Source organism: Pseudomonas sp. GW821-FHT10B02 (assembly GCF_059415665.1).
In genome coordinates this window covers 458,578-479,301 of the sequence record NZ_JBWKNR010000002.1, presented here as the reverse complement: position 1 = coordinate 479,301, position 20,724 = coordinate 458,578, and the positions used below count along the sequence as shown (strand labels likewise).

At 62.0% G+C, this 20,724-nt stretch carries 18 protein-coding genes and 1 tRNA gene; 5 read left to right on the top strand and 14 right to left on the bottom strand.

What is annotated here, in order from left to right:
* Positions 1-20: 20 nt before the first annotated feature.
* The 4 genes from AC07OF_RS05235 to AC07OF_RS05220 form a co-directional block, all read right to left on the bottom strand.
* Positions 21-1,337 carry a phospholipase gene (locus AC07OF_RS05235; protein ID WP_495072632.1) on the bottom strand — a complete coding sequence of 439 codons (1,317 nt, stop codon included), beginning with the start codon at positions 1,335-1,337 and terminating at the stop codon, positions 21-23.
* A 195-nt stretch (positions 1,338-1,532) separates the two neighbouring features.
* Positions 1,533-3,101: an FGGY-family carbohydrate kinase gene (locus tag AC07OF_RS05230; RefSeq protein WP_495072631.1), complete on the bottom strand. Its 1,569-nt coding sequence runs from the start codon at positions 3,099-3,101 to the stop codon at positions 1,533-1,535.
* A 21-nt stretch (positions 3,102-3,122) separates the two neighbouring features.
* Complete coding sequence (locus AC07OF_RS05225) at positions 3,123-4,718, bottom strand: glycerol-3-phosphate dehydrogenase/oxidase (RefSeq protein WP_495072630.1); 1,596 nt, start codon at positions 4,716-4,718, stop codon at positions 3,123-3,125.
* Positions 4,719-4,722: 4 nt separating this feature from the next.
* The gene (locus tag AC07OF_RS05220; protein WP_476445889.1) at positions 4,723-6,318 is read right to left on the bottom strand and encodes an FAD-binding oxidoreductase; all 1,596 of its coding nucleotides are present in this window, start codon (positions 6,316-6,318) and stop codon (positions 4,723-4,725) included.
* A 211-nt stretch (positions 6,319-6,529) separates the two neighbouring features.
* Between AC07OF_RS05220 and gliR the strand changes: the two genes are divergently transcribed.
* Together gliR and AC07OF_RS05210 are read left to right on the top strand one after the other, a co-directional pair.
* Positions 6,530-7,567, top strand: coding sequence for an AraC family transcriptional regulator GliR (gene gliR / locus AC07OF_RS05215; RefSeq protein WP_476445891.1), 1,038 nt, complete (start codon positions 6,530-6,532; stop codon positions 7,565-7,567).
* A gap of 66 nt (positions 7,568-7,633) precedes the next feature.
* Positions 7,634-8,779, top strand: a complete 1,146-nt coding sequence (locus AC07OF_RS05210) for an acyltransferase family protein (protein WP_495072629.1) — start codon at positions 7,634-7,636, stop codon at positions 8,777-8,779.
* Positions 8,780-8,836: 57 nt separating this feature from the next.
* Here the strand turns inward: AC07OF_RS05210 and AC07OF_RS05205 are convergent.
* The 5 genes from AC07OF_RS05205 to dapA form a co-directional block, all read right to left on the bottom strand.
* Positions 8,837-8,926: transfer RNA gene (locus AC07OF_RS05205), tRNA-Ser, on the bottom strand.
* A 93-nt stretch (positions 8,927-9,019) separates the two neighbouring features.
* Positions 9,020-9,730, bottom strand: coding sequence for a phosphoribosylaminoimidazolesuccinocarboxamide synthase (gene purC / locus AC07OF_RS05200; protein WP_038613804.1), 711 nt, complete (start codon positions 9,728-9,730; stop codon positions 9,020-9,022).
* Between the two features lie 29 nt (positions 9,731-9,759).
* Positions 9,760-10,518 (bottom strand): MBL fold metallo-hydrolase, encoded by a 759-nt coding sequence (locus AC07OF_RS05195; RefSeq protein WP_342623009.1) that lies wholly within the window; start codon positions 10,516-10,518, stop codon positions 9,760-9,762.
* On the bottom strand, positions 10,519-11,634 hold the full coding sequence (bamC, locus tag AC07OF_RS05190) for an NlpB/DapX family lipoprotein (protein ID WP_038613808.1): 1,116 nt from the start codon (positions 11,632-11,634) through the stop codon (positions 10,519-10,521).
* A 17-nt stretch (positions 11,635-11,651) separates the two neighbouring features.
* On the bottom strand, positions 11,652-12,539 hold the full coding sequence (dapA, locus tag AC07OF_RS05185; protein ID WP_038613811.1) for a 4-hydroxy-tetrahydrodipicolinate synthase: 888 nt from the start codon (positions 12,537-12,539) through the stop codon (positions 11,652-11,654).
* Between the two features lie 260 nt (positions 12,540-12,799).
* Between dapA and AC07OF_RS05180 the strand changes: the two genes are divergently transcribed.
* Positions 12,800-13,360: a glycine cleavage system transcriptional repressor gene (locus AC07OF_RS05180; RefSeq protein ID WP_038613813.1), complete on the top strand. Its 561-nt coding sequence runs from the start codon at positions 12,800-12,802 to the stop codon at positions 13,358-13,360.
* Between the two features lie 11 nt (positions 13,361-13,371).
* A complete protein-coding gene (locus tag AC07OF_RS05175; RefSeq protein WP_495072628.1) occupies positions 13,372-13,845 on the top strand; it encodes a peroxiredoxin in 474 nt (157 codons plus the stop codon).
* 110 nt (positions 13,846-13,955) lie between these two features.
* Here AC07OF_RS05175 and AC07OF_RS05170 read toward each other — a convergent pair whose 3' ends face one another.
* Entirely contained in the window at positions 13,956-15,026 is a 1,071-nt protein-coding gene (locus tag AC07OF_RS05170; protein ID WP_157193657.1) for an AI-2E family transporter, read from the bottom strand.
* Positions 15,027-15,050: 24 nt separating this feature from the next.
* Positions 15,051-15,290: a sulfurtransferase TusA family protein gene (locus AC07OF_RS05165; RefSeq protein ID WP_157193658.1), complete on the bottom strand. Its 240-nt coding sequence runs from the start codon at positions 15,288-15,290 to the stop codon at positions 15,051-15,053.
* A 108-nt stretch (positions 15,291-15,398) separates the two neighbouring features.
* Here AC07OF_RS05165 and AC07OF_RS05160 point away from each other — a divergent pair, with 108 nt between their 5' ends.
* Entirely contained in the window at positions 15,399-16,832 is a 1,434-nt protein-coding gene (locus AC07OF_RS05160; protein WP_157193659.1) for a M48 family metalloprotease, read from the top strand.
* Between the two features lie 124 nt (positions 16,833-16,956).
* On the opposite strand, the gene nadA is transcribed toward AC07OF_RS05160, so the two are convergent.
* The 3 genes from nadA to AC07OF_RS05145 form a co-directional block, all read right to left on the bottom strand.
* The gene (gene nadA / locus AC07OF_RS05155) at positions 16,957-18,015 is read right to left on the bottom strand and encodes a quinolinate synthase NadA (RefSeq protein WP_157193660.1); all 1,059 of its coding nucleotides are present in this window, start codon (positions 18,013-18,015) and stop codon (positions 16,957-16,959) included.
* Positions 18,016-18,252: 237 nt separating this feature from the next.
* The gene (locus tag AC07OF_RS05150) at positions 18,253-19,752 is read right to left on the bottom strand and encodes a YdgA family protein (protein WP_495072627.1); all 1,500 of its coding nucleotides are present in this window, start codon (positions 19,750-19,752) and stop codon (positions 18,253-18,255) included.
* Positions 19,753-19,804: 52 nt separating this feature from the next.
* A complete protein-coding gene (locus AC07OF_RS05145; RefSeq protein WP_157193662.1) occupies positions 19,805-20,674 on the bottom strand; it encodes an isocitrate lyase/PEP mutase family protein in 870 nt (289 codons plus the stop codon).
* Between the last annotated feature and the right edge of the window lie 50 nt (positions 20,675-20,724).

The window sequence follows — 20,724 nt, the reverse complement described above, 5'->3', positions numbered from 1 at the left end:
TTTTTGTGTCCTGACAGCGGTTACGGCGCGACACTGACTCGCTCTGATGGCGCCAGGCCCGCACGGGCATAGCTGCGGCTGTGCGCGCCAAAATTGCCCAGCAGCTGGAACAACTGCTGGTTGAGCTGCGGGTGGTCGTAACGTTCACGCTGCACCTGGTTACCGGTGCTGAAACTGCTGGTGACCGGTGCCGTGGCCAGCCACTGGCCGATAGCCTCATCAAACGCAGCACCTGCGGCGGCGGACTGGGCACTGACCACGTCGCGCAGGTAGTCCACCGAATACGGCGGATAGCTGGCGTCTTGCGCGGTGTCGGCGTAGGCCTGGAGCATCGGATGCACCCGCTGCCCGTTGCGCAGCAGGCGAGAGAGCCAGGCGGCCTGATATTTCTCCACTTCCATGTGCCGGGTGGCGACCCGCTCGATGGCGGCGTGCTTGTCGCTGTCGTAACCGGCCAGGGCCTTGCCTTCCATCAGCAACATGCTGAGCAGACCGACACCGGGCAGTGGTTTGGCGTGATAGGGCTGGGTCAGGTCTTGAACGTGGTGCATGCCCCAGCCGAGAAAGCGGTAGCCCCAGTAGGGATGGCCGGTGGCGAAGGCCAACCGCGCCAGCCCTAGGTACTGATAAGCCCGCCAGTGCGGCCAACTGCGCTGAAGAAACCCGGCCGCGGCATACACCACCGGGTTCTCATGGAAGAAGCCCATATGGAAGGGTGCCTGCGAGCTGTACTGGAAGCGCTCATCGCCAAACGGCTGCGGACCAAAGCCGTAGAGCGCCGCCACTTCACCAGCGTTGTCGCTGAACAGGTTGATGTCGTGACCGTAATCCGGCTCGTCGGCGGCGCTGGCCAACACCGCCAGCGGCGTGACTTTTTCGCCTTCGGTCAGGCGGATGAAACGCTGGCGGTTCCAGGGCGAAAGGGTCTGCTCGACCATCACCTGCTCGGCCTTGAGGTGTTCACGCTGCGGCTGGTCTTGCCCCGGTAACGGCTGGATGACCATGGCCAGGTGAATCTGCGGATTGATGCGCAAGGCGCTGAGGAAGGCGTGGCGCAAATTGTCCCCTGGCACCGCGGGCAGCTTCAGGTTGTCGGGACGCGACGGATACTGGGCAAAGTGCTGACGGGCGAAGCGCTCCTGCTCGTCCAGCAGCACGGCGATGGCGCCATATTGCTGAGCGAGAAACTGTTCCAGCGGCTCGACCTCAACCAGAGGTGCTTCGTGCAGCGCCGGCAAATCCTGCAATGCCAGGTAGCTGCCAACCGTATGGTTGGACCAGCCCCATGCCGCCGGAGCGATGCCACAGAGCAGCATCAGCAGAAGTTTCAGCTTCATTGTTATTAGTTCTTATTGGATGTGCTTGAGGGCTGAGCCTAACAACCGACCCCGCCCCTGACACTGTCCGATGTCGCCAAATAAATTCTCCAATTGCGCCACGAACTCTCAGTGGGAGCGGGCTTGCCCCGCGATGCGGTGTGACTGGCAAATCGCAATCGCGGGGCAAGCCCGCTCCCACCGGTAGAGGGACTGCTAGGCTGGGTAACCAGTGATCTGCCGGATACTCTGGTACAGCGGTTTGAGCTGGCGGTACATGCGCAGATAGACCTCCTTGTACAACCGCTCATAAACCTGCTGCGCCTCCGGCTGTGGCGTGAACACCGTACCCACCCGGGTCATCGCTGCAATCGCCGAGGGAAAGTCGGCATGCAGGCCAAGGCCCACCGCGCAGCAAATCGCCGCCCCCAGGCCCGACGCTTCATAGACATGCGGGCGTTCGGCCGGCAGACCGAAAATATCCGCCGTGAGCTGCATCGCGGCATCACTCTGCGACCCGCCACCGGCAACGCGCAGACGCTCAATCGACTGTTTCGAGCGCTTTTCCAGCTTCTCTTTGCCCTGGCGCAAGGCGTAGGCCAGCCCTTCGAGGATCGCCCGATAGATATGTGCGCGGGTATGCACGTCACCAAAGCCGATCATCGCGCCCTTGGCTTCCATGTCCGGCTCACGAATCCCCGGCGACCAGTAAGGTTGCAGCATCAGCCCCATGGAGCCGGGCGGCACCGCATTGACCAGGGCGTCGAACAGTTGCTCTGGCTCCAGCCCCTGCTCCTTGGCCTGCTGCATTTCGCGCAGGCCGAACTCGTTCTTGAACCAGCTGACCATCCAGTAGCCACGGTAAATCATCACTTCGCAGTTGTATTGATCCGGTACCGCCGCCGGATAAGGCGGAATCAACGGGACAACTTCGAGATAACGCGAACGCGTCGTGGTGATGGTTGCGGTGGTGCCATAGGACAGGCACACCGTGGACGCATCGACCACGCCGGCGCCGAGCACTTCACAGGCCTTGTCGGCACCCGCAGCGATCAGCGGCACGCCTTCGGGAATGCCGGTATGCCGGCTCGCCTCGGCGCTGATATGGCCCAGGGTTTCGCCGGGTTTGAGCAGCGTCGGCAATTGTTCCGCGCGCACCGCCAGCGCCTGCCATTTCCAGTCGGCAGGTGCAGCCCAGCGCAGGCGTTTGAAGTCGAACGGCAGGTAGCCCACGCAGCAACCCACCGAGTCGACGAATCGCCCGCACAGGCGATGGGTGAGAAAACCCGAAAGCAGCAGAAACTTGTCGGTCGCCGCCCACACCTCGGGTTGGTGTTGGGCAATCCAGTTGGCCTCGGCCTGGGCACGGAAATAATCCACGGTGGCCTGCGCGCCGACCAGTTTGAACAGCCAACCCCATGGTCCCTTGATCCCGCCCTCGACCTCGGCCTGGCGTTGATCGAGCCACAGAATCGCCGGACGCAGGGCCTTGCCCTGGGCATCGACGTTGATCACTGTTCCGCGCTGGGTGGTCAGTGATACCCCAGCGATTTGCGTACGATCGATGCCGGTCTGCTGCCACAACAGCTGGCAGGCCTCGCCCAGTTTGGCCCAGTAATAATCCGGATCCTGCTCGGCCCAGCCCGGTTGGGCCGAGGTGTAGGCGTGCAACTCGATCTTGCCCTTGCCCAGCAGATTACCCTGCAGGTCGAACAGCAACGCGCGCACACTCTGGGTGCCATTGTCGATTGCCAGCAGGTAGCGCTTGTTCTTGTCGTTATCCATGGAGCTCTCTTCAATGGGCATTCAGTGCGTGGCGTCCGGCAAACCATGGTGGCGTTGCCACAACGCCCGGTAACGCTGTTCTTCCGTCTGCCAGCGCAGATCGTCCCAGCCCAGCCGTGGCTGGCATAACTGGCGGATGGCCGGTAGATGATCCTCCGCTCCGCGCTCCAGCAACAGGCCGATACGGGTGCGGCGCAGCAGCAGGTCGTCGAGGTGCAGGACCAGTTCCGCGTCGCAGGCAAACGCCAGCTCCGCCCACAAGGTGTCGCTGGCACCGACGCTGGCGCAGCCCAGCTGTTCCAGCAATAGCGCCAGGCGTGGCAGGTCGCGCCCGTGACGTCCGGCCAGGCGACGCCACTGGCGGCTGTTGAGCCCCGCAATCGGCAACGCCGGTACCGCAGCAAACACCGGGGCGCCGTCATCGCTGACTTCGCACCCGAGCATCGGCGCACAGGCCTTGAGCACTTCGAGCGCCTGAGGCCGGAACGTGGTCAGCTTGCCGCCGGCCAGGGTCACACAGCCGGGTTCGAGCCACAGCACATGCTCACGGGTTTCATTGGACGGCTTGCCCTGCTGCTCCCCGCGAGCACTGCCCACCACCGGGCGCACCCCCGACCAGGTCGACAGTACATCGTCAGCAACCACGTTAGCCTGGGGAAACTGCTGGGCACAGGCAGCCAGCAGGTAGTCGAGTTCCTCACTGCTGATGCTCGCGCTGTGGTCCAGATCGTCCTGATGGTCAAGGTCCGTGGTGCCCACCACCGTGGTGCCTTCCCACGGGAAGACAAACACCGGCCGGCGATCGCGGGCGTGCAAAAAAGTGATCGCTTGAGCGACCGGTAAACGCCAGCCGGCCAACACCAGATGACTGCCGCGCAACGGTCGCAATTGCCGGGGCGCGTCGCTCGGGCGCAGACGCTCGGCCCAGGCGCCGGTCGCCACCGCCAGCGCCCGGCAACGCAGCTGCAACAGCTCGCCATCCTCAGTGTTCTCAACCTGCACACCGCAGACCCGGCCATTTTCGCGCAACAGTTGCCGGACTCGCGCACCATTGAGCGCCAGCGCGCCATCCGCCCGCGCCTCAGCCAGCACACGCATCACCAGGCGTGCATCATCGGTCAGTGCATCGACGAAGCAGGTACCCCCCAGCAGCTGGTCCTCCTTCAAACCCGGCGCCAGGTAGTGCAGTTGTTGCGCATCATAAAAGCGATGGCTGCGCCGCCCGGCCAGGGCGTCGTACACCGTCAACAGCCCACCCAGCACCCGCGGCCCGGGAAAATCGCCACGGTAGTGCGGCATCATGAAACTTGCAGACTCCACCAGCCCCGGCGCTTCGTCGAGCAGACGCTGGCGTTCGTGCACCGAGTCGCGGGTCAGGCGCCACTGGCCCTTGGCGATGTAGCGCAAGCCGCCATGGACCATCTTCGAAGAGCGGCTGGAGGTGCCCCAGGCAAAATCGCGCTGTTCCAGCAGCAGGCAGCGCCAGCCACGGCGGGCCGCTTCGCGCAGGATCCCGGCACCGCTGATGCCGCCACCGATGACGATCAGGTCCCAGGTTTCATCCGCCAGGGTCGGCAGCACCTGCTGTCGCCACGCGGCATTCCAGTCCTGGCTCATGCCGTCACTCCTGCAACAGGGTGCCGGGGTTGAGGCGCCCGGCCGGGTCAAAATGCCGGCTCAGTGCCTGCAAGGTGTCCAGTGCCCGCGCACCCTTCTCGCGCAACAGGTAAGGCGCATGATCCTTGCCGACGCCATGCTGGTGACTGACCGTGCCGTGGTTGTCGACGATGGTCTGGCTGGCCGCATGCTTGAGCGCCTGCCAGCGCGCCAGGGTGGCCGGATAACTCGCCGCCGGGCGGAACACATAGGTGGTGTAGATGCTCGACCCTTCGCCATAGACGTGGGACAGGTGGGTAAACACATGCACCCGCTCGCCCTCGGCTGCCAGGCCGTCGCGCAGGCTGCTTTCGATGCGATTGAGCAGGTTGTCGACATTGCTCCAGTCGGTGGCGGTTTCCAGGGTGTCGACCACGTAACCGGCGTTCCACAGATTCTCGCGCAGGTAGGGAAAACGGAAGCGGTTCTGCGCCCACTTGTTGCCCAGCAGCGTGCCGGTGAACACCCCGCCAAACGCCTTCAGGTGTTGCCGGGCCTGCTTCAGCGACAATGCGTTCTGCTGCCGGTTGCCGGTCACGCCGAAGGTCAGCATACATTTCCCGGCACGCGCACCGCGCAAGGCCAGGTATTTTTCCAGCCAGGCGATCTGCTGCGGATGCCCGGCCAGGGCCAGCTGGGTTTCGGTTTCCACGGCATTCGACAGGCGCAGCATCGACAGCGGCACGCGCGCCTGGGCCAACTGGCGGATGGCTTGCAGCGCCAGGTTCCAGTCGGGCAGAAACACCCCGTAGAAACGCTCGTCCGCTGGCAGCGGAGTGATCCGCACCTTGACCTCGGAAATGATCCCGAAGCGCCCTTCACTGCCCAGCACCACTTCGCGCAGATCAGGGCCTGCGGCCGAGGCCGGGAAGGTTGCGATTTCCAACGGGCCGGCGAAAGTTTCCAGCGTACCGCCAGCGAACAGCTGCTCGATGCGCCCATAGCGTAGCGACTGCTGGCCACTGGAACGACTGGCAACCCAGCCGCCCAGGGTCGACAGCTCCCACGACTGCGGGAAATGCCCAAGGGTATAACCGCGGGCACGTAACTGGCTTTCCACTTGCGGCCCGGTGGCACCGGGGCCGAAGGTGGCCAGCAGACTCTGCTCGTCGAGATCGAGCAGGCGGTTCATGTGCGCCAGCGACACGGTCAGCACCGGCCGCGGGGAAGATGGCGGGTTGATGTGTCCGGCCACCGAGGTGCCGCCACCATAAGGAATCAGACACAGGTCTTTATCGTGGGCAAGCGCCAGCAACTGGCGGATCTGCTCGACACTCTGCGGGAACGCCACCCCATCGGGGTAGGTCCCCAGCGAGCCTTCACGTAACGCCAGCCAGTCCGGCAAGCTCTGGCCACGCGCATGCAGCAGACGATCATGGGCCTCCAGGCTGTACAGCGGATGCGCCGCCAGGCGCGAGGCCGGCACCCGCGCCAGTGCCGCCTCCAGCGTGGCGTCGGGCAACGCGGCCCCGGCGCCTACCCGGGCAGCGAGAAACCCTGCGCCCTGGGCCGGCAGTTCGACCACCGTGGTTGCATCCCCCCAGCCGTTCCAGCGTCGCATGCGTGTGTCCTTTTATGGTTCTTATCAGGTAACAGTTCAGGCGCCTATAGTAGCCAGCCACCCGAGCCTGTCACGGTCACATCCGGCCAGCTCGAGTAGCCGATTGAGCCAACCCGCATGCGGCTGCCGCCATTTACTTTAGCGGTGGTTTCAAATTACCTTTCAGGGTCTTCATCTGCGCCTGTCTGCTTCGATCAAAAGGAACCCGATCATGCAATCCCTCGGCTACAGCTCGGTTCCCCCGCTGCTCAAGTACGTGCGTCATGCCGAACAACTGGGCATGGCCATTGAACCGGCGCTTGCGGTAGCCGGGTTGCAAGCCCAACAGCTGAGCGACAACAGCCTGCGCGTGCCAGGCGAAGCCCATGAACGCTTGCTCGATCACTTTTGCGAGCATTCCGGCGATCCGCTGTTCGGCCTCAACTCGGCGCGATTCGTGTTGCCCAACTCCTGGAACGTGCTGGGCTACATCACCATGAACTGCGCGACCCTGGGCGATGCCATGAATCGCATCATGCCGTTCGAGAAGCTGGTGGGTGACATGGGCGTCAGCCGCGCCGAAGCGCAGGGCGAGCACGTGCACCTGATCTGGACCTGCCGCCACCAACGCCCGCGCATCCGCCGCCACCTGGTGGAAAACGTCCTTGGTTCCTGGCTGCAGTATGCGCGCTGGATCGCCGACGCCCAGCTGTCGCCTGCCGCGGTGTGGCTCGAACATCCCCTGCCAGCGGACACCGAACGCGAGCAGTACGAACAATTCTTCGACTGCCCGGTGCTGTTCGACCAGCCCTACTCGGCACTCGTTGTCCCGCTGCCGTACCTGCAACTGCCTTTGCGCCAGGCCGATGCGCAGTTGCTGCGCACCCTGGAAGAGCACGCCCTGGGTTTGATGGCCACGCTGGAAGACGCCTCGCTTGAGCAACGGGTGAAGAACATCCTGCGCCAGCTGCTCAAGGAAGGGCTGCCGCGCAAGGAACAGGTGGCCGAACAGTTCGCCGTCTCGGTGCGCACCCTGCAACGCCAGTTGCACCAGGCCAACACCTCCTACCAGCAAATCCTCGATGACCTGCGCCAGGAACTGGCGGAGCACTACCTGCTGCACAGCACCTTGCCGATCCAGGACATCGCCCAGTACCTGGGCTTCACCGAACCGCGCTCGTTCCACCGCACCTTCAAAAGCCGGCGCGGGATGCCACCGGGCGAATTTCGCCAGACTTACCGGGAGTCGCCGAACCCATCGAACGCTTGAAACTGCAACAGGTGCAAACCCGCGTCAGCCCTTGACAGGTTGCCCCAGCTGCTAAGCTTGCGCTCAGTGGCCGAAGAGCGACACCCAGTGCGGGCGAAAGGAGAAGCGGGTATGAGTGGAATCACCACCGACGACAAACATCGCCTGGCCCTGATTGACGCACTACGGTGTTTCGCAGCGTTCTGGGTGGTGCTCTTTCACTTATCCGAAGGCAACCACATTCCCACCCTGCTTGCAGCCATACCAGGCTGGGTGAAAGCTGCAGTCTTCGATGCCGGTCACTTGGGCGTACCGATATTTTTCGTCTTGAGCGGCATCGTCATGGCGACGACCACCGCTCGCGTACCGATGAACACCGTCAACGCCGCAAACTTTGTCGCCCGCCGTCTGGTGCGCCTCGCCCCGCCCTACTATGCCGCTGTTGCCCTGGGCTTGCTGGTGATCGCCACAAAACACATGCTTGGGCAAAGCGGGGTCAACATTCCCAGTGCCACCGACATTCTCGGCCACCTGGCGTTTCTGCAAGGTGTGCTTGGCAGCGAAAACATCATTTCGGTGTTCTGGACGCTGTGTATCGAGGTGCAGTTTTATATCGCGTTCGCTGTATTGCTCTGGCTGGCCGATCACCTCAGCGGCGGCGAAGCGTTCAAAGCCCGGAACATTCCAATCTGGATCAGTGCTGTATTGGCGCTGCTGTGGCCCACCGGGCTGATTCAGTCGATAGGCTGGCAAGGTGGATTCATCGCGTTCTGGTTCAGCTTCATGGCTGGGGTGCTGTGTGCTCAAACCCTTTCCGGCACCAAGCAAAGCCGCTATATCGCCATTGGCTACAGCGCATTGGTTCTGTTGATCGGCGTGGCCAGCAACAGCTCATTTACCATTGCTGCCGGGCTGACAGGCCTGGGCTTTTGCTTGCTGGTCAATCGGTCCGCCTCGCTTGGCTTTTTGTCCAGCTACCCGGTGCAGAAGATTGGCTTGATTTCCTACAGCCTGTATTTGTTCCATTCACCGGTGACGGGCTCTTTCATGCGGGTGTTCCGGCGCTTCATGCCGAGCGGCATTGCTTCAGACCTGCTGGCGACTGTCCTGATCATTGCGATCTGTATCGCATTCGCAGCCATTGCCTATGTGCTGTTCGAACGCCCCGCTATTGCCTGGAGCCGGCGGATCAAATTCAAGCGTCCCGATGCCGCGGTGCTCACCCGGACGTAAATCTGAGCGGAAAACAAAAAGCCCCTGAATCTTGCGATTCAGGGGCTTTTCGATATATGGCGGAGAGATAGGGATTTGAACCCTAGGTACTGTCGCCAGTACAACGGATTTCGAATCCGTCCCGTTCGGCCACTCCGGCATCTCTCCAGTGGCGCGCATGATACCAGCAGTTTGCCTAAAGGCAAAGCCTGTTTGCGAAAAAAATTCGCGTGGTATCAGGCGCTTGCGTGAACTTGCCGCTTACAGCGGCACGCCCAGGCGTTTGGCAACTTCTTCGTAGGCTTCGATAACGTCGCCCAGACCCTGACGGAAGCGGTCCTTGTCCATCTTCTTGCGGGTTTCTTTGTCCCACAGGCGGCAGCCGTCCGGGCTGAACTCGTCACCCAGGACGATCTCGCCGTGGAAGACGCCGAATTCCAGCTTGAAGTCGACCAGCAAGAGGCCGGCGTCGTCGAACAGCTTGTTCAGCACTTCGTTGACCTTGAGCGACAGGGCTTTCATCTTCACCAGTTGCTCGGCGGTGCCCCAGCCGAAGGCGACAACGTGGGATTCGTTGATGAACGGATCGCCCTTCTCGTCGTTCTTGAGGAACAGTTCGAAGGTCGAAGGCTCAAGCTTGATGCCCTCTTCCACGCCCAGGCGTTTGACCAGGCTGCCGGCGGCGTAGTTACGCACGACGCATTCAACCGGGATCATGTCGAGCTTCTTGACCAGGCACTCGTTGTCGCCCAGCAGTTTGTCGAACTGGGTAGGGATGCCGGCTTCTTCAAGCTTCTGCATGATGAAGGCGTTGAACTTGTTGTTCACCATGCCCTTGCGGTCGAGCTGTTCGATACGCTTGCCGTCGAACGCCGAGGTGTCGTTGCGAAACAGCAGGATCAAGCGGTCAGCGTCGTCGGTTTTGTAAACCGACTTGGCTTTGCCGCGGTAGAGTTCTTCACGTTTTTCCATGATGGGCTCCGCTTGCTAAATAAGATGGGCTAGGCGATTTCGCGCCAGTCGAGCCCGCAATCCTGGTTGGCCACTTGCAGCCAGTCCGGGTCGCACCCGAGGGTGTCGACGAAACATTGCCGGGCCAGCTGTGGCTGGTTGTTCTTGCTACTGAGATGGGCCAGCACCAGATGCTGCAGGTTCTGCCAGTCCAGCTCCGACACCAGGCGCGCGGCCTGGTGGTTGTTCAAATGTCCGTAGTCGCCACCCACCCGCTGTTTGAGAAACATCGGGTAAGGCCCGCGTCCGAGCAGGTCGCGACAGTGGTTGGCCTCGATCAGCAAGGCATCCAGGCCCTGGTAACTTTCCAGCAGGGCGGCGTCGTAGGAGCCCAGGTCGGTCAGCACGCCGAAACGCCGGCTGCCGTCGTCAAACACATACTGCAACGGCTCCAGCGCGTCGTGGGTCACGCCCACGGCGCGGATGTTCAAGGCGCCGATCTGCAGGGTCTCGTTTGCCGCCAGGAATCCCGCCGCCTCGACCGGTTTGCGCATGCCGCGCAAGGTGCCGCGGCTGAGGTAGACCGGTACATTGTAGCGCCGCGCCAGCAAACCGACCCCATGCACGTGGTCGGCATGTTCGTGGGTGACCAGCACAGCACTCAATTGCTGGGCAGAAACGCCAAGCAGCGCCAGGCGCCGCTCGGTTTCACGCAGGGAGAAGCCGCAATCGACCAGGACAAGGGTGTTGTCACTGGCGATCAGCGTGCCATTTCCCTGGCTTCCACTTCCAAGTACGGCGAAGCGCACTTAACCCAGGTTGTCCTGAATCACGCTCAGCACGCGGCGGGCGACATCAGCCGGGGCCACGGTGTTGATGTTCTTCTCGACGGTAACCTGGACGCTGTCGCCAACCTTGCTCAGGCGCACCTGGTAACGCTCGGCACGGGCTTCGCGCTCTTCCTTGCTCGGCGCGCTGCCGAACAGCTTGCCGAAGAAGCCCGGCTCCTGGTCCTTGGCCTCGGCCTTTTCCGCCAGGTTGATGTAGTACAGGCCCAGGCTGCGGTTGATGTCTTCAACCCGCCATTCGCCCTGTTCCAGGGCACGGCCAACGCTGGACCAGGCGCGATCGAGGTCGGCACCCAGGTTCAGTACCGGGTTACCGCTACCGTCTTCGCTGAGGCTGACACGGCTTGGCGCATCGAAATCACGTGCGGCGAGCAACGACACCGAACCGCCCTTCTCGGCGCTGCGGGTCATGCTGGCGAGCATTTCGTCGACCAGCATGGCATCGACCCCGGTGTTTTCCGAACGGGCCGGGAAACCAGGCTCGGCGGTGCTGCCAGCTGGACGCTCGACGCTGACGATGTACACTTCACTGGTGTTGCGCTGCACGCCTGGCTCAATGCGGATACGCGCACGCACTTCGTTGTCGCGGCTGCTCGAAGCACTGGCCAGACGGCTGGCCATGGCGCCGGAGAGCTCGTCAAAACGCTGCCAGGTGGTGTTGAACTCACCGGTCTGCGGGCGCTCTTCGGCGATACGGAAGCCGTTGTCTTCAAAGAACTGCCGAGCCACCGGCCAGACTTCGGCCGGGGCGCGCTGAGCCAGGACCCAACGGGAACTGCCGCTCTTCTGCAGGCTGAAATCGCTGATATCGGCAGCCGCGCTCAATGGTTGTGGGCGCGGCACTTCGAACTCGCCCTTGACGTTGTCGTCGGCGACGTTGCGCGGGATCGGCAGCAGCGGATCAAGCCGCTTGGCGCTGCTGATGTCCGGTGGCATCTGCATCGGCGCCTTCTGCGTGGCCTCCAGATAATCGCTGCCACGGTCACGGAAGTAACCCTCTTCGCCCCAGAGCCAGCCACAACCACTGGTGCTGGAGATGATCAAGGCAAGGGCGGAAAGACCAGCCAATCGCTTCATGCGGTGTACGTCCTCAATTAAAACTGCAGGCCGCACTGGCGCATGGCCTGGCGTACCGTATCGTGACAGGATTCGCTCAGCCAGGTCAGCGGCAGGCGGATGCCTTTGTGCATCAGGCCCATTTCGACCAAAGCCCACTTCACCGGAATCGGGTTGGCTTCGATGAACAGGTCCTTGTGCAGGGGCATGAGTTTTTCGTTGATCGCGCGAGCCTTCTCGGCATTGCCCGCAAGGGCGGCTTCGCACAGATCAGCCATTTCGCGCGGGGCGACGTTGGCGGTAACGGAGATGTTGCCTTTGCCGCCCAGCAGGATCAGCTCGACCGCGGTCGGATCATCGCCGGACAGCACGATGAAGTCCTTGCTCACGCCGTCAAGGATGGCCTTGGCGCGTTTCAGGTCGCCGGTGGCTTCCTTGATACCGATGATGTTCGGCACGCTCGACAGACGGATCACGGTCTCGGCCTGCATGTCGCAGGAGGTGCGGCCAGGAACGTTGTAGAGGATCTGCGGGATGTCGACGGATTCGGCAATGTGCTTGAAGTGCTGGTACAGGCCTTCCTGGGTCGGCTTGTTGTAGTACGGCACCACCAGCAGGCAGGCGTCGGCGCCAGCGTTCTTGGCGTTGCGGGTCAGGTGCACGGCTTCAGCGGTGGAGTTCGCGCCGGTGCCGGCGATCACCGGAATAGGGTGCTTGCTGTGCTTGACGCGCTCGACCACGTGCTTGATAACCAGAATGTGCTCTTCGACATCCAGGGTCGCGGACTCACCGGTGGTGCCGACTGCAACGATCGCATGGGTGCCGTTTTCCAGGTGGAAGTCTACAAGTTTGTCGAGGCTGTCCCAATCAAGACGCCCTTGTGCATCCATGGGTGTGACCAATGCCACCATACTGCCCGCAATCATGAAACTGCTCCTGCCGGAAAAAGAGAGCGGTAATGGTACTGGCGCCATCGGCCTTGCACAAGCGAAGCAGGCGGCTGGAGCATTCCCCTCGGCGGCCATTTTCGCTACCCTTCTCTCTTTGATCGGTACACAGTGGCCCGCCGGGCTGCCGACAACCTGCGCAGGCAGTGCCCAAAGCCTCGATCCTGAGCCCCGGGACCACGCCCTCCCGCCATTCTGACCCGTCAGGTACCGACCGCTCATCGCTTTAGGAATGCTGCATGTCCACCCCCACCGTTCGCGAACAATTCCTTGTCATCAGTGCTCTGGGCGCCAATCCCATGGAACTGACCAACATCCTGTGCCGGGCCAGCAACGACAATCGCTGCTCGGTCGTGACCTCGCGCCTGACCCGCCACGGCGAGTGCAGTGCACTGGTCCTGCAGGTTGCCGGCAGCTGGGACGCGCTGGCGCGTTTCGAGGCAGCCCTGCCGGGCCTGGCCAAGAAGCACACCTTCACCGTGAATGTGGTGCGTAGCGCCGAGCTTGAAGTGCGTCCGCTGGCCCTGCCGTATGTCGCCTATGTCAGCGCCGCCTATCGCCCGGACATCATCAACGAGCTGTGCCAGTTTTTCATCGACCACCATGTCGAGCTGGAAAACCTCACCTGCGACACCTACCAGGCGCCTCAGACCGGCGGCACCATGCTCAACGCCACGTTCACCGTGACGCTGCCGGCCGGCACCCAGATCAGCTGGTTGCGTGACCAGTTCCTGGACTTCTCCGATGCCCTGAACCTGGATGCGCTGATCGAACCCTGGCGCCCACAGAACCCACTGTAAGGAAGCTTTCCATGGCCGTTGAACTCGACCAACCCGTCGCCGATTTCCAGGCCCAGGCCACCAGCGGCCAGAGCGTCAGCCTGGCTGATCTGAAAGGCAAGCAAGTGGTGCTGTACTTCTATCCCAAGGACAGCACCCCGGGCTGCACCACTGAAGGTCAGGGTTTCCGTGACCTGCATGACGCCTTCGAAGCGGCCAACACCGTGGTTTTCGGCGTATCGCGGGACGGCATCAAGTCTCACGAAAACTTCAAGGCCAAGCAGGCGTTCCCGTTCGAGCTGATCAGCGACAAGGACGAAGCCCTGTGCCAGCTGTTCGACGTGATCAAGCTGAAGAAGCTTTATGGCAAGGAATACATGGGCGTTGATCGCAGCACCTTCCTGATCGACAAGAACGGTGTGCTGCGCAAGGCCTGGCGTGGCGTGAAAGTGCCAGGACATGTGGAAGCGGTACTGGCTGAAGCACAGGCGCTGAACAAGGCCTGAAATCGCGGTGACACTATCGCCGGCAAGGCCGGCTCCCACAGGTGCAGGTGCATGCAGTATCTGTGGGAGCTGGCCTTGCCAGCGAGGGGCCGGTTGCCACGCCCCAGGGATTAGAGCAGCGGCGCTACTGCGGGCTCCTGCCGCGGCCAGGCATCAAGCACCGCCTTGAACAGGGTCGCCAGCGGAATCGCAAAGAAGATCCCCCAGAACCCCCACAGCCCGCCAAACAGCAATACCGCGCAGATGATCGCCACCGGGTGCAGGCTCACCGCCTCAGAGAACAGCAACGGCACCAGCACGTTGCCATCCAGCGCCTGGATGATTGCGTACACCGCCATCAGGTAGATGAACTGGTCGCCCCAGCCCCACTGGAACAGCGCGATCAGGGTGACCGGTACCGTCACCACCACTGCGCCGACATACGGCACCACCACCGACAAACCCACCAGCAACGCCAGCAGCGCCGCATAGTTGAGTCCCAGAGCGATGAAGGCGATGTAGGTCGCCACGCCGCAGATCAGGATCTCGATGCCTTTGCCGCGAATGTAGTTGGCAATCTGCCGGTTCATTTCCTCGGCCACCCGGGTCATCAACGCCCGCTCACGCGGCAGGTAACCGCTGACCCAACGGGCAATCAGCTCGCGGTCCTTGAGGAAGAAGAACACCAGGATCGGCACCAACACCAGGTAGATCATGATGTTGACCAGCAGCGGCAGGCTGGAGAGCGAGAAGGTCAACGCCCACTGCCCGAACTTGCCGATCTCCCCGCGCATGGCTTCGATCGCGCGCAGCACCTGCTCATCGGAGACCAGGTGCGGATAACGCTCAGGCAACAGCAGCAACAGCGATTGCCACTTGCCCAGCATGCCCGGCAGCTCGTTGAACAGGGTGATCAGCTGATGCCAGAGCAACGGCACCAGGACCAGCAAGAACACCGCCAGGGCGCCCATGAACAGGGTGAAGACCAGGCCGACGGCATAGCGGGTCGGCACCCGCAAACGCTCCAGGGCGTTGACCAGCCCCTGCATGAGGAACGCCAGGACCATACCGGCAAGCACCGGCGCAAGCATACCGCCCAGGGTCAGGACGGCAGTGAAGGCCAGAACCAGCAAGACCGCCAATACCACCGCCTCTTCATCCGAGAAGTAGCGTTGCATCCAGTCGCGAAGCACTTTGAACATTGACGATCCTTAGGGGAGAAAAACTCAGGCTTTCTGCAACCAGTAGGTGTACACACCTGCCTCGGCTGTTTCGAGCAGCAGCGTATGACCGGCCAATCTGGCAAAAGTGCGAAAATCGCGTTGCGACCCGGCATCGGTGGCGATCACCTTGAGCACCGCGCCACTGGCCAGCCGATTCAGCTCCATCTTCGCCTTGAGCAGCGGCAGCGGGCAGTTCAGGCCGCAGGCGTCGAGTTCAGCGTCAAACGTCGGGGTATCGCTCATCGGTTGCTCCAGGCAGGCAGAATCAGTCAAGCCTCGTAGAATACCGCCACTGGTCGCCAACGTGTGAGCCAGCTACAGTAAGGCTCTTTGTCGACCAGAGCTTCGTGCATGAATTTTCTGCGCCCTACCCTGCTGACGCTGGCCTGTTTGATGGCGCTCCCCAGCCATGCCGACGACCTGCCGTCACTTGGCGACGCCAGTTCTGCCATTGTTTCCCCGCAACAGGAACATCAGCTGGGCCGCGCCTGGCTCAGTTTGCTGCGGGGCAATGTCAGCCAACTGAACGATCCCCAGCTCAAGGACTATGTCGAAACCAGCGTCTACCGCCTGGCCGAAACCAGCCAGCTGCAGGACCGGCGCCTGGAATTCATCCTCATCAACAGCCCTCAACTCAACGCCTTTGCCGCCCCCGGCGGAATTGTCGGGGTCAACGGCGGTCTGTTCCTCAATGCCAAGACTGAAGGCGAATATGCCTCGGTACTGGCCCACGAACTTGCGCACTTGTCGCAACGCCACTTTGCCCGTGGCGTCGAGGCCCAGCAGCGCATGCAGTTGCCGATGATGGGGGCGCTGCTGGTCGGCATCGTTGCGGCCGCCGCCGGTGCCGGCGATGCCGGTATCGCTGCGATTGCCGGCACCCAGGCCGCAGCCATTCAGGAGCAGCGGCGCTTCTCCCGGCAAAATGAACAGGAAGCCGACCGTATCGGTATCCAGAACCTGGAAAAAGCCGGCTACGACCCGCGCAACATGCCGAGCATGTTCGAACGCCTGATGCGTCAGTACCGCTACGACGCCAAGCCGCCGGAGTTTCTCCTGACTCACCCGGTTACCGAATCGCGTATCGCCGACACCCGCAACCGCGCCGAACAAGCGCCTAAGGGCGGTACAGAAGACAGCCAGCGTTATCAGCTGATCCGCGCCCGCGTTCAACTGCAATTCGAAGAGACCCCTGGCCTTGCCGCCAAGCGCTTCCGCGCCCAGCTGGATGAGAACCCGAAGCTCGACTCGGCCCGCTACGGCCTGGCCCTGGCGCTGATCAAAGGTGGCCGCCTCAACGAGGCGCGGGATACCCTCAAGCCCCTGCTGGACAAAGCGCCCAACGACGTCACCTACAACCTGGCGCAGATCGACCTGGACGTTACCAACAATCGCCTGGCCGATGCCCAACAGCGGGTTGAGCGCATGCGTACGTTGTACCCGGCGAATTACCCGTTACAGCAGGCGCGGATTGACCTGCTGCTTAAGCAAAACCGTCCGGCTGAAGCGGAAAAGGCCCTGGATGCGCTACTCAAGAATCGCCCGGATGATCCGGATGTCTGGTATGACGTCGCTGAGGTTCGCGGCTTGTCCGGCAATACCATTGGCTTGCACCAGGCGCGTGCCGAGTACTTTGCCCTGGTCGGCGACTTCGATCAGGCGCTGCAACAGCTCGACTATGCCAAGCAGCGGGCCGGCAACAACTTCGTGCTGGCGTCGAAGATCGATGCGCGTCAGCGCGAGCTGCTGGAGCAGCAGCGGATGGTCAAGGACATGATGCGCTGAGGCTGAAAAAGGGTGCTTGGCACCCTATCGCCGGCAAGGCCGGCTCCCACAATGACCGGGCGCACCCGGCCCCTGTGGGAGCTGGCTTTGCCGGCGATGAGGCCGGCATTAACGAAAGAGAACCTCAGGCATTGCCTGAAAGCTTCATCCGCGCCGCCTGGGTAAAATCGAGCATGCGCTTGAGTGGCTTGATCGCCTGGGGAATCAGCGCAGGTTCGACGAATATCTCGTTACTGCCCTCACGCAGGCACTGCAGGGTGCGTTCCAGGGTGTTCATGGCCATCCACGGGCAATGGGCGCAACTACGGCAGGCCGCGCCGTTACCGGCCGTAGGGGCCTCGATGAAGACCTTGTCCGGGCACAGCTGCTGCATCTTGTAGAAGATGCCGCGGTCGGTAGCGACGATGAAGGTCTTGTTCGGCAGCGTTTGCGCCGCAGCAATCAGCTGGCTGGTGGAACCGACAGCGTCCGCCAAATCGATCACCGCCTCCGGCGACTCCGGGTGCACCAGGATCGCAGCATCAGGGTACAGGGCCTTCATATCGGCCAACTGGCGCGACTTGAACTCTTCATGGACGATGCAGGCGCCATCCCAGAGCAGCATGTCAGCGCCGGTCTGTTTCTGGATATAGCGGCCCAGGTGCTGGTCCGGCCCCCAGATGATGGTTTCGCCGTTGTCCATCAGGCTCTCGACGATTTCCAGCGCGCAGCTGGAGGTCACCACCCAGTCGGCACGGGCTTTGACCGCCGCCGAGGTATTGGCATAGACCACCACGGTGCGCTCCGGGTGCTTGTCGCAGAACGCCGAAAACTCTTCGACCGGGCAACCCAGGTCAAGCGAACAGGTCGCTTCCAGGGTCGGCATCAGTACGCGCTTTTCCGGGTTGAGGATTTTTGCCGTCTCGCCCATGAAGCGTACGCCGGCGACGATCACTGTGCTGGCTGGGTGCTTGTTGCCGAAGCGGGCCATCTCAAGCGAGTCGGACACGCAGCCGCCGGTTTCCTCGGCCAGGGCCTGGATCACCGGATCACAGTAGTAATGGGCAACCAGCACCGCGTTCTGCGCCTTGAGTTCGGCGGCGATGGCGGCGCGGTAGTCGGCCTCTTGCTCGGGCGTCAGCGGCTTGGGCTGCTTGGCATCGAGGTGGGCTTGCACCAAAAGGCGTTCGGAAATCTGGGTCATGATCGCTGGACCTGCAGGCGCTTGTGCGCGTAAGTCGAGTGTATCACCGAGCCCTGGCAAATCGGTTACCGGCTCTGCATGCGAGGCGCTGAACGGCGCAGCAGGCAGAACCAAAGACCTTCTGCGGCCTCGGGTTTTTATGGGATGCCGAAGGCTACAGATAATCGGATGAATTCAAAAGGTTTTTTTAGTGAAACAAGCCCCGGAACGACTGACTTGCCGCCCCGGGGCCAGACATCAGCCCTCGGCCGGGTGCATGGCACCGAGGTTGGCCATGATCAGGCTGGCAAACTGCTCGACAGTCATTTTCTGGCCGTTGAAGTCGACCATACCGTCGGCATAGTGCAGATTGGCGAGGATGTCGTTGCCCTGCACCGTGGCCATCTGGCTCTGCACCGCCATCATGCCGAGCATTTCCCCGGTTTGCGCCGCTTGCTGGGCAAGCACCTGCGCATCGCTCTGACCCTGCAGACGGGCCTGCAGGGTAGCCAGGTCGCCAATCATCGGTTTGGACAACTGCAGCGTACTTTGCACCTGGGTGATCATCTGCTTGTACAGCTCAGCCGATGGCAGCTCCAGCGAAGACGGCTTGCCCAGATCGACACTCAGCTTGAAGTGGCTTTCGCCATTGGCAGTCTTGAACGAAAAGTCCTCCAGGGCAATCTGCGGCTTCGCGGCCAGTAGTTGCTGGACGCTGGCGCTGACCTCGGCCTTTTCCGCCTCGGTCATCGGCAAGGTCGGCAACACCTGGCCTTGTGCTGCGGCCGCCTCGAACTCCGGCAGACGGCTCTGGTACCAGGCAATCAGGGTCTGCATGGATGGCATGTCAATGTTCTTCAGGTTCCAGACCATTGCACTGGAACCTACCGGCTGGCCGTCAAAGTTGATGTCGCCAACCTTGTAGACGATGCTGCCGCCAAACTGATCGCCATCCGCCCGGGACTCGCTGTTCTGCTCCAGTTGCTTGAGCAACAAAACCTTCTGCTCTTCGCCCCCGCTCACACTGAGCTGATCAAGCATCATGTCGGTGCGGCCGACATAGAAACCATAGGGCGTCTTTTTCAAGTCACCGACAAGGCTCAGGTTCTTCAGCTCCAGCTTCAAGCGCCCGCTTTGCTCGTCAACATTGTTGAGGCTGAAGCTCGGCGCAGCACCACTGAATTTGATCTGCTCGCCATCACGCGTGCCGCTGGCCTGAATCGCCAGACCGGAAAACTTGGTCGTGGCCCCACCTACCTCGGTCACTTGCATCGGCGGCATGATCAGCGTGCCGTCTGTCGAGCCGTCGTAGCCCAGGCTGTTCTGTCCGTATACCGGCGGCACCTCAGCGCTGGCGGTGAACCACTCGGCAGTGAACGCATCCTTCTCCAGTGCATAGTTACTGGCCGCCATCACTGGCATGAGTTTCAACGCCTTGACCCGGCTCCAAGGCAACGGGCCGTGCTCGATATGATCGACAAAGCCCAGCTCGAAACTCTCCGCCCCGTCAGCGCCCTTGAGCTCGGTAACCTTGACCCGGTAACGCGCAGTGCTGGAGAACAGGTGTGACTCCAGCGATGCCAGCTCCAGGGTCACTTTGCCGCTCAACCCTGACGATTGCTTGAGCTGCACATTGGCTTGCGCCATGGCCTGCTCAAGCACTTCAGGCAATTGCTTGCCGGTGTACCAGGCGCCGGCCGTGCAGGCTGCAGCCACGGCAACTACCAGGCCTGAAAGTACACCCACTGTCTTCTTCATGAATTGTTCCGCTTGTCCATTTGTTGAGAGTTGTTGCAGCAAGGCCTGTGGCCTATTCGTTGACGTCCATGAACTCACGGGCCCAGACGATGTAGTCGCCAGGTACGGTGTAGGTATGGGTCAGTTCGGTGGCGCTCAGGTCCGAGGCGCTGCTGGTGATCCGCCGTTGCTCACGCAGGCAGTCGTAGGTCGCCTTGATCGCGGCAAAGTAAGCGCCGTGGCCGTCTACGGCAATGCGCACACCCAGTTGCGCCAGGCGAGCATCGTCATGCAGTTGCGGGTTGCCGTAGGTCACCAGCATCAACGGCACGCTCAGGTGCTTGGCGATCTGTTCGAGGTGGTCGAAATCACGGATGCCAACCATGCACAACGCATCGGCGCCGGCATTCTGATAGGCCACGGTGCGGGCAATCACTTCTTCGACCGGGATCAACGCGGCGTTGGTCCGGGCGATGATCGACAGCTCCGGATCGACGCGCGCCTCCAGGGCCGCACGGATCTTGCCAACGCCTTCGGCAATGCTGATCAGGTCGGTGGACTTGCGTCCGAACTGGGCGGGCAGCAAGGTGTCTTCAATCGTCAGCGCAGCGATACCGGCACGCTCCAGCTCGGTGACCGTACGCATGACGTTCAAGGCGTTGCCATAGCCGTGGTCGGCGTCGGCAATCACCGGCAATTGCGCCACCCGGCCAATACGCGTGGCCTGCTCGGCAAACTCGCTGAGGGTGATCAGGGCAAAATCAGGTGCAGCCAGCACCTGCAGGGAAGCGACCGAACCACCCAGAATACCTACCTCGAAACCCAGATCGGCGGCGATACGCGCCGACATCGGGTCAAACACGGAAGCCGTGTGGTAACAGGCAGGGGAAGCAAGGAGTTGACGAAACGCGCGACGCAGGTCTTGGTGGGAGGCTCTTGGCATGGTCTTTCCAATCTATCGACTTCATTTATTCGACAGAACATACCACTGCA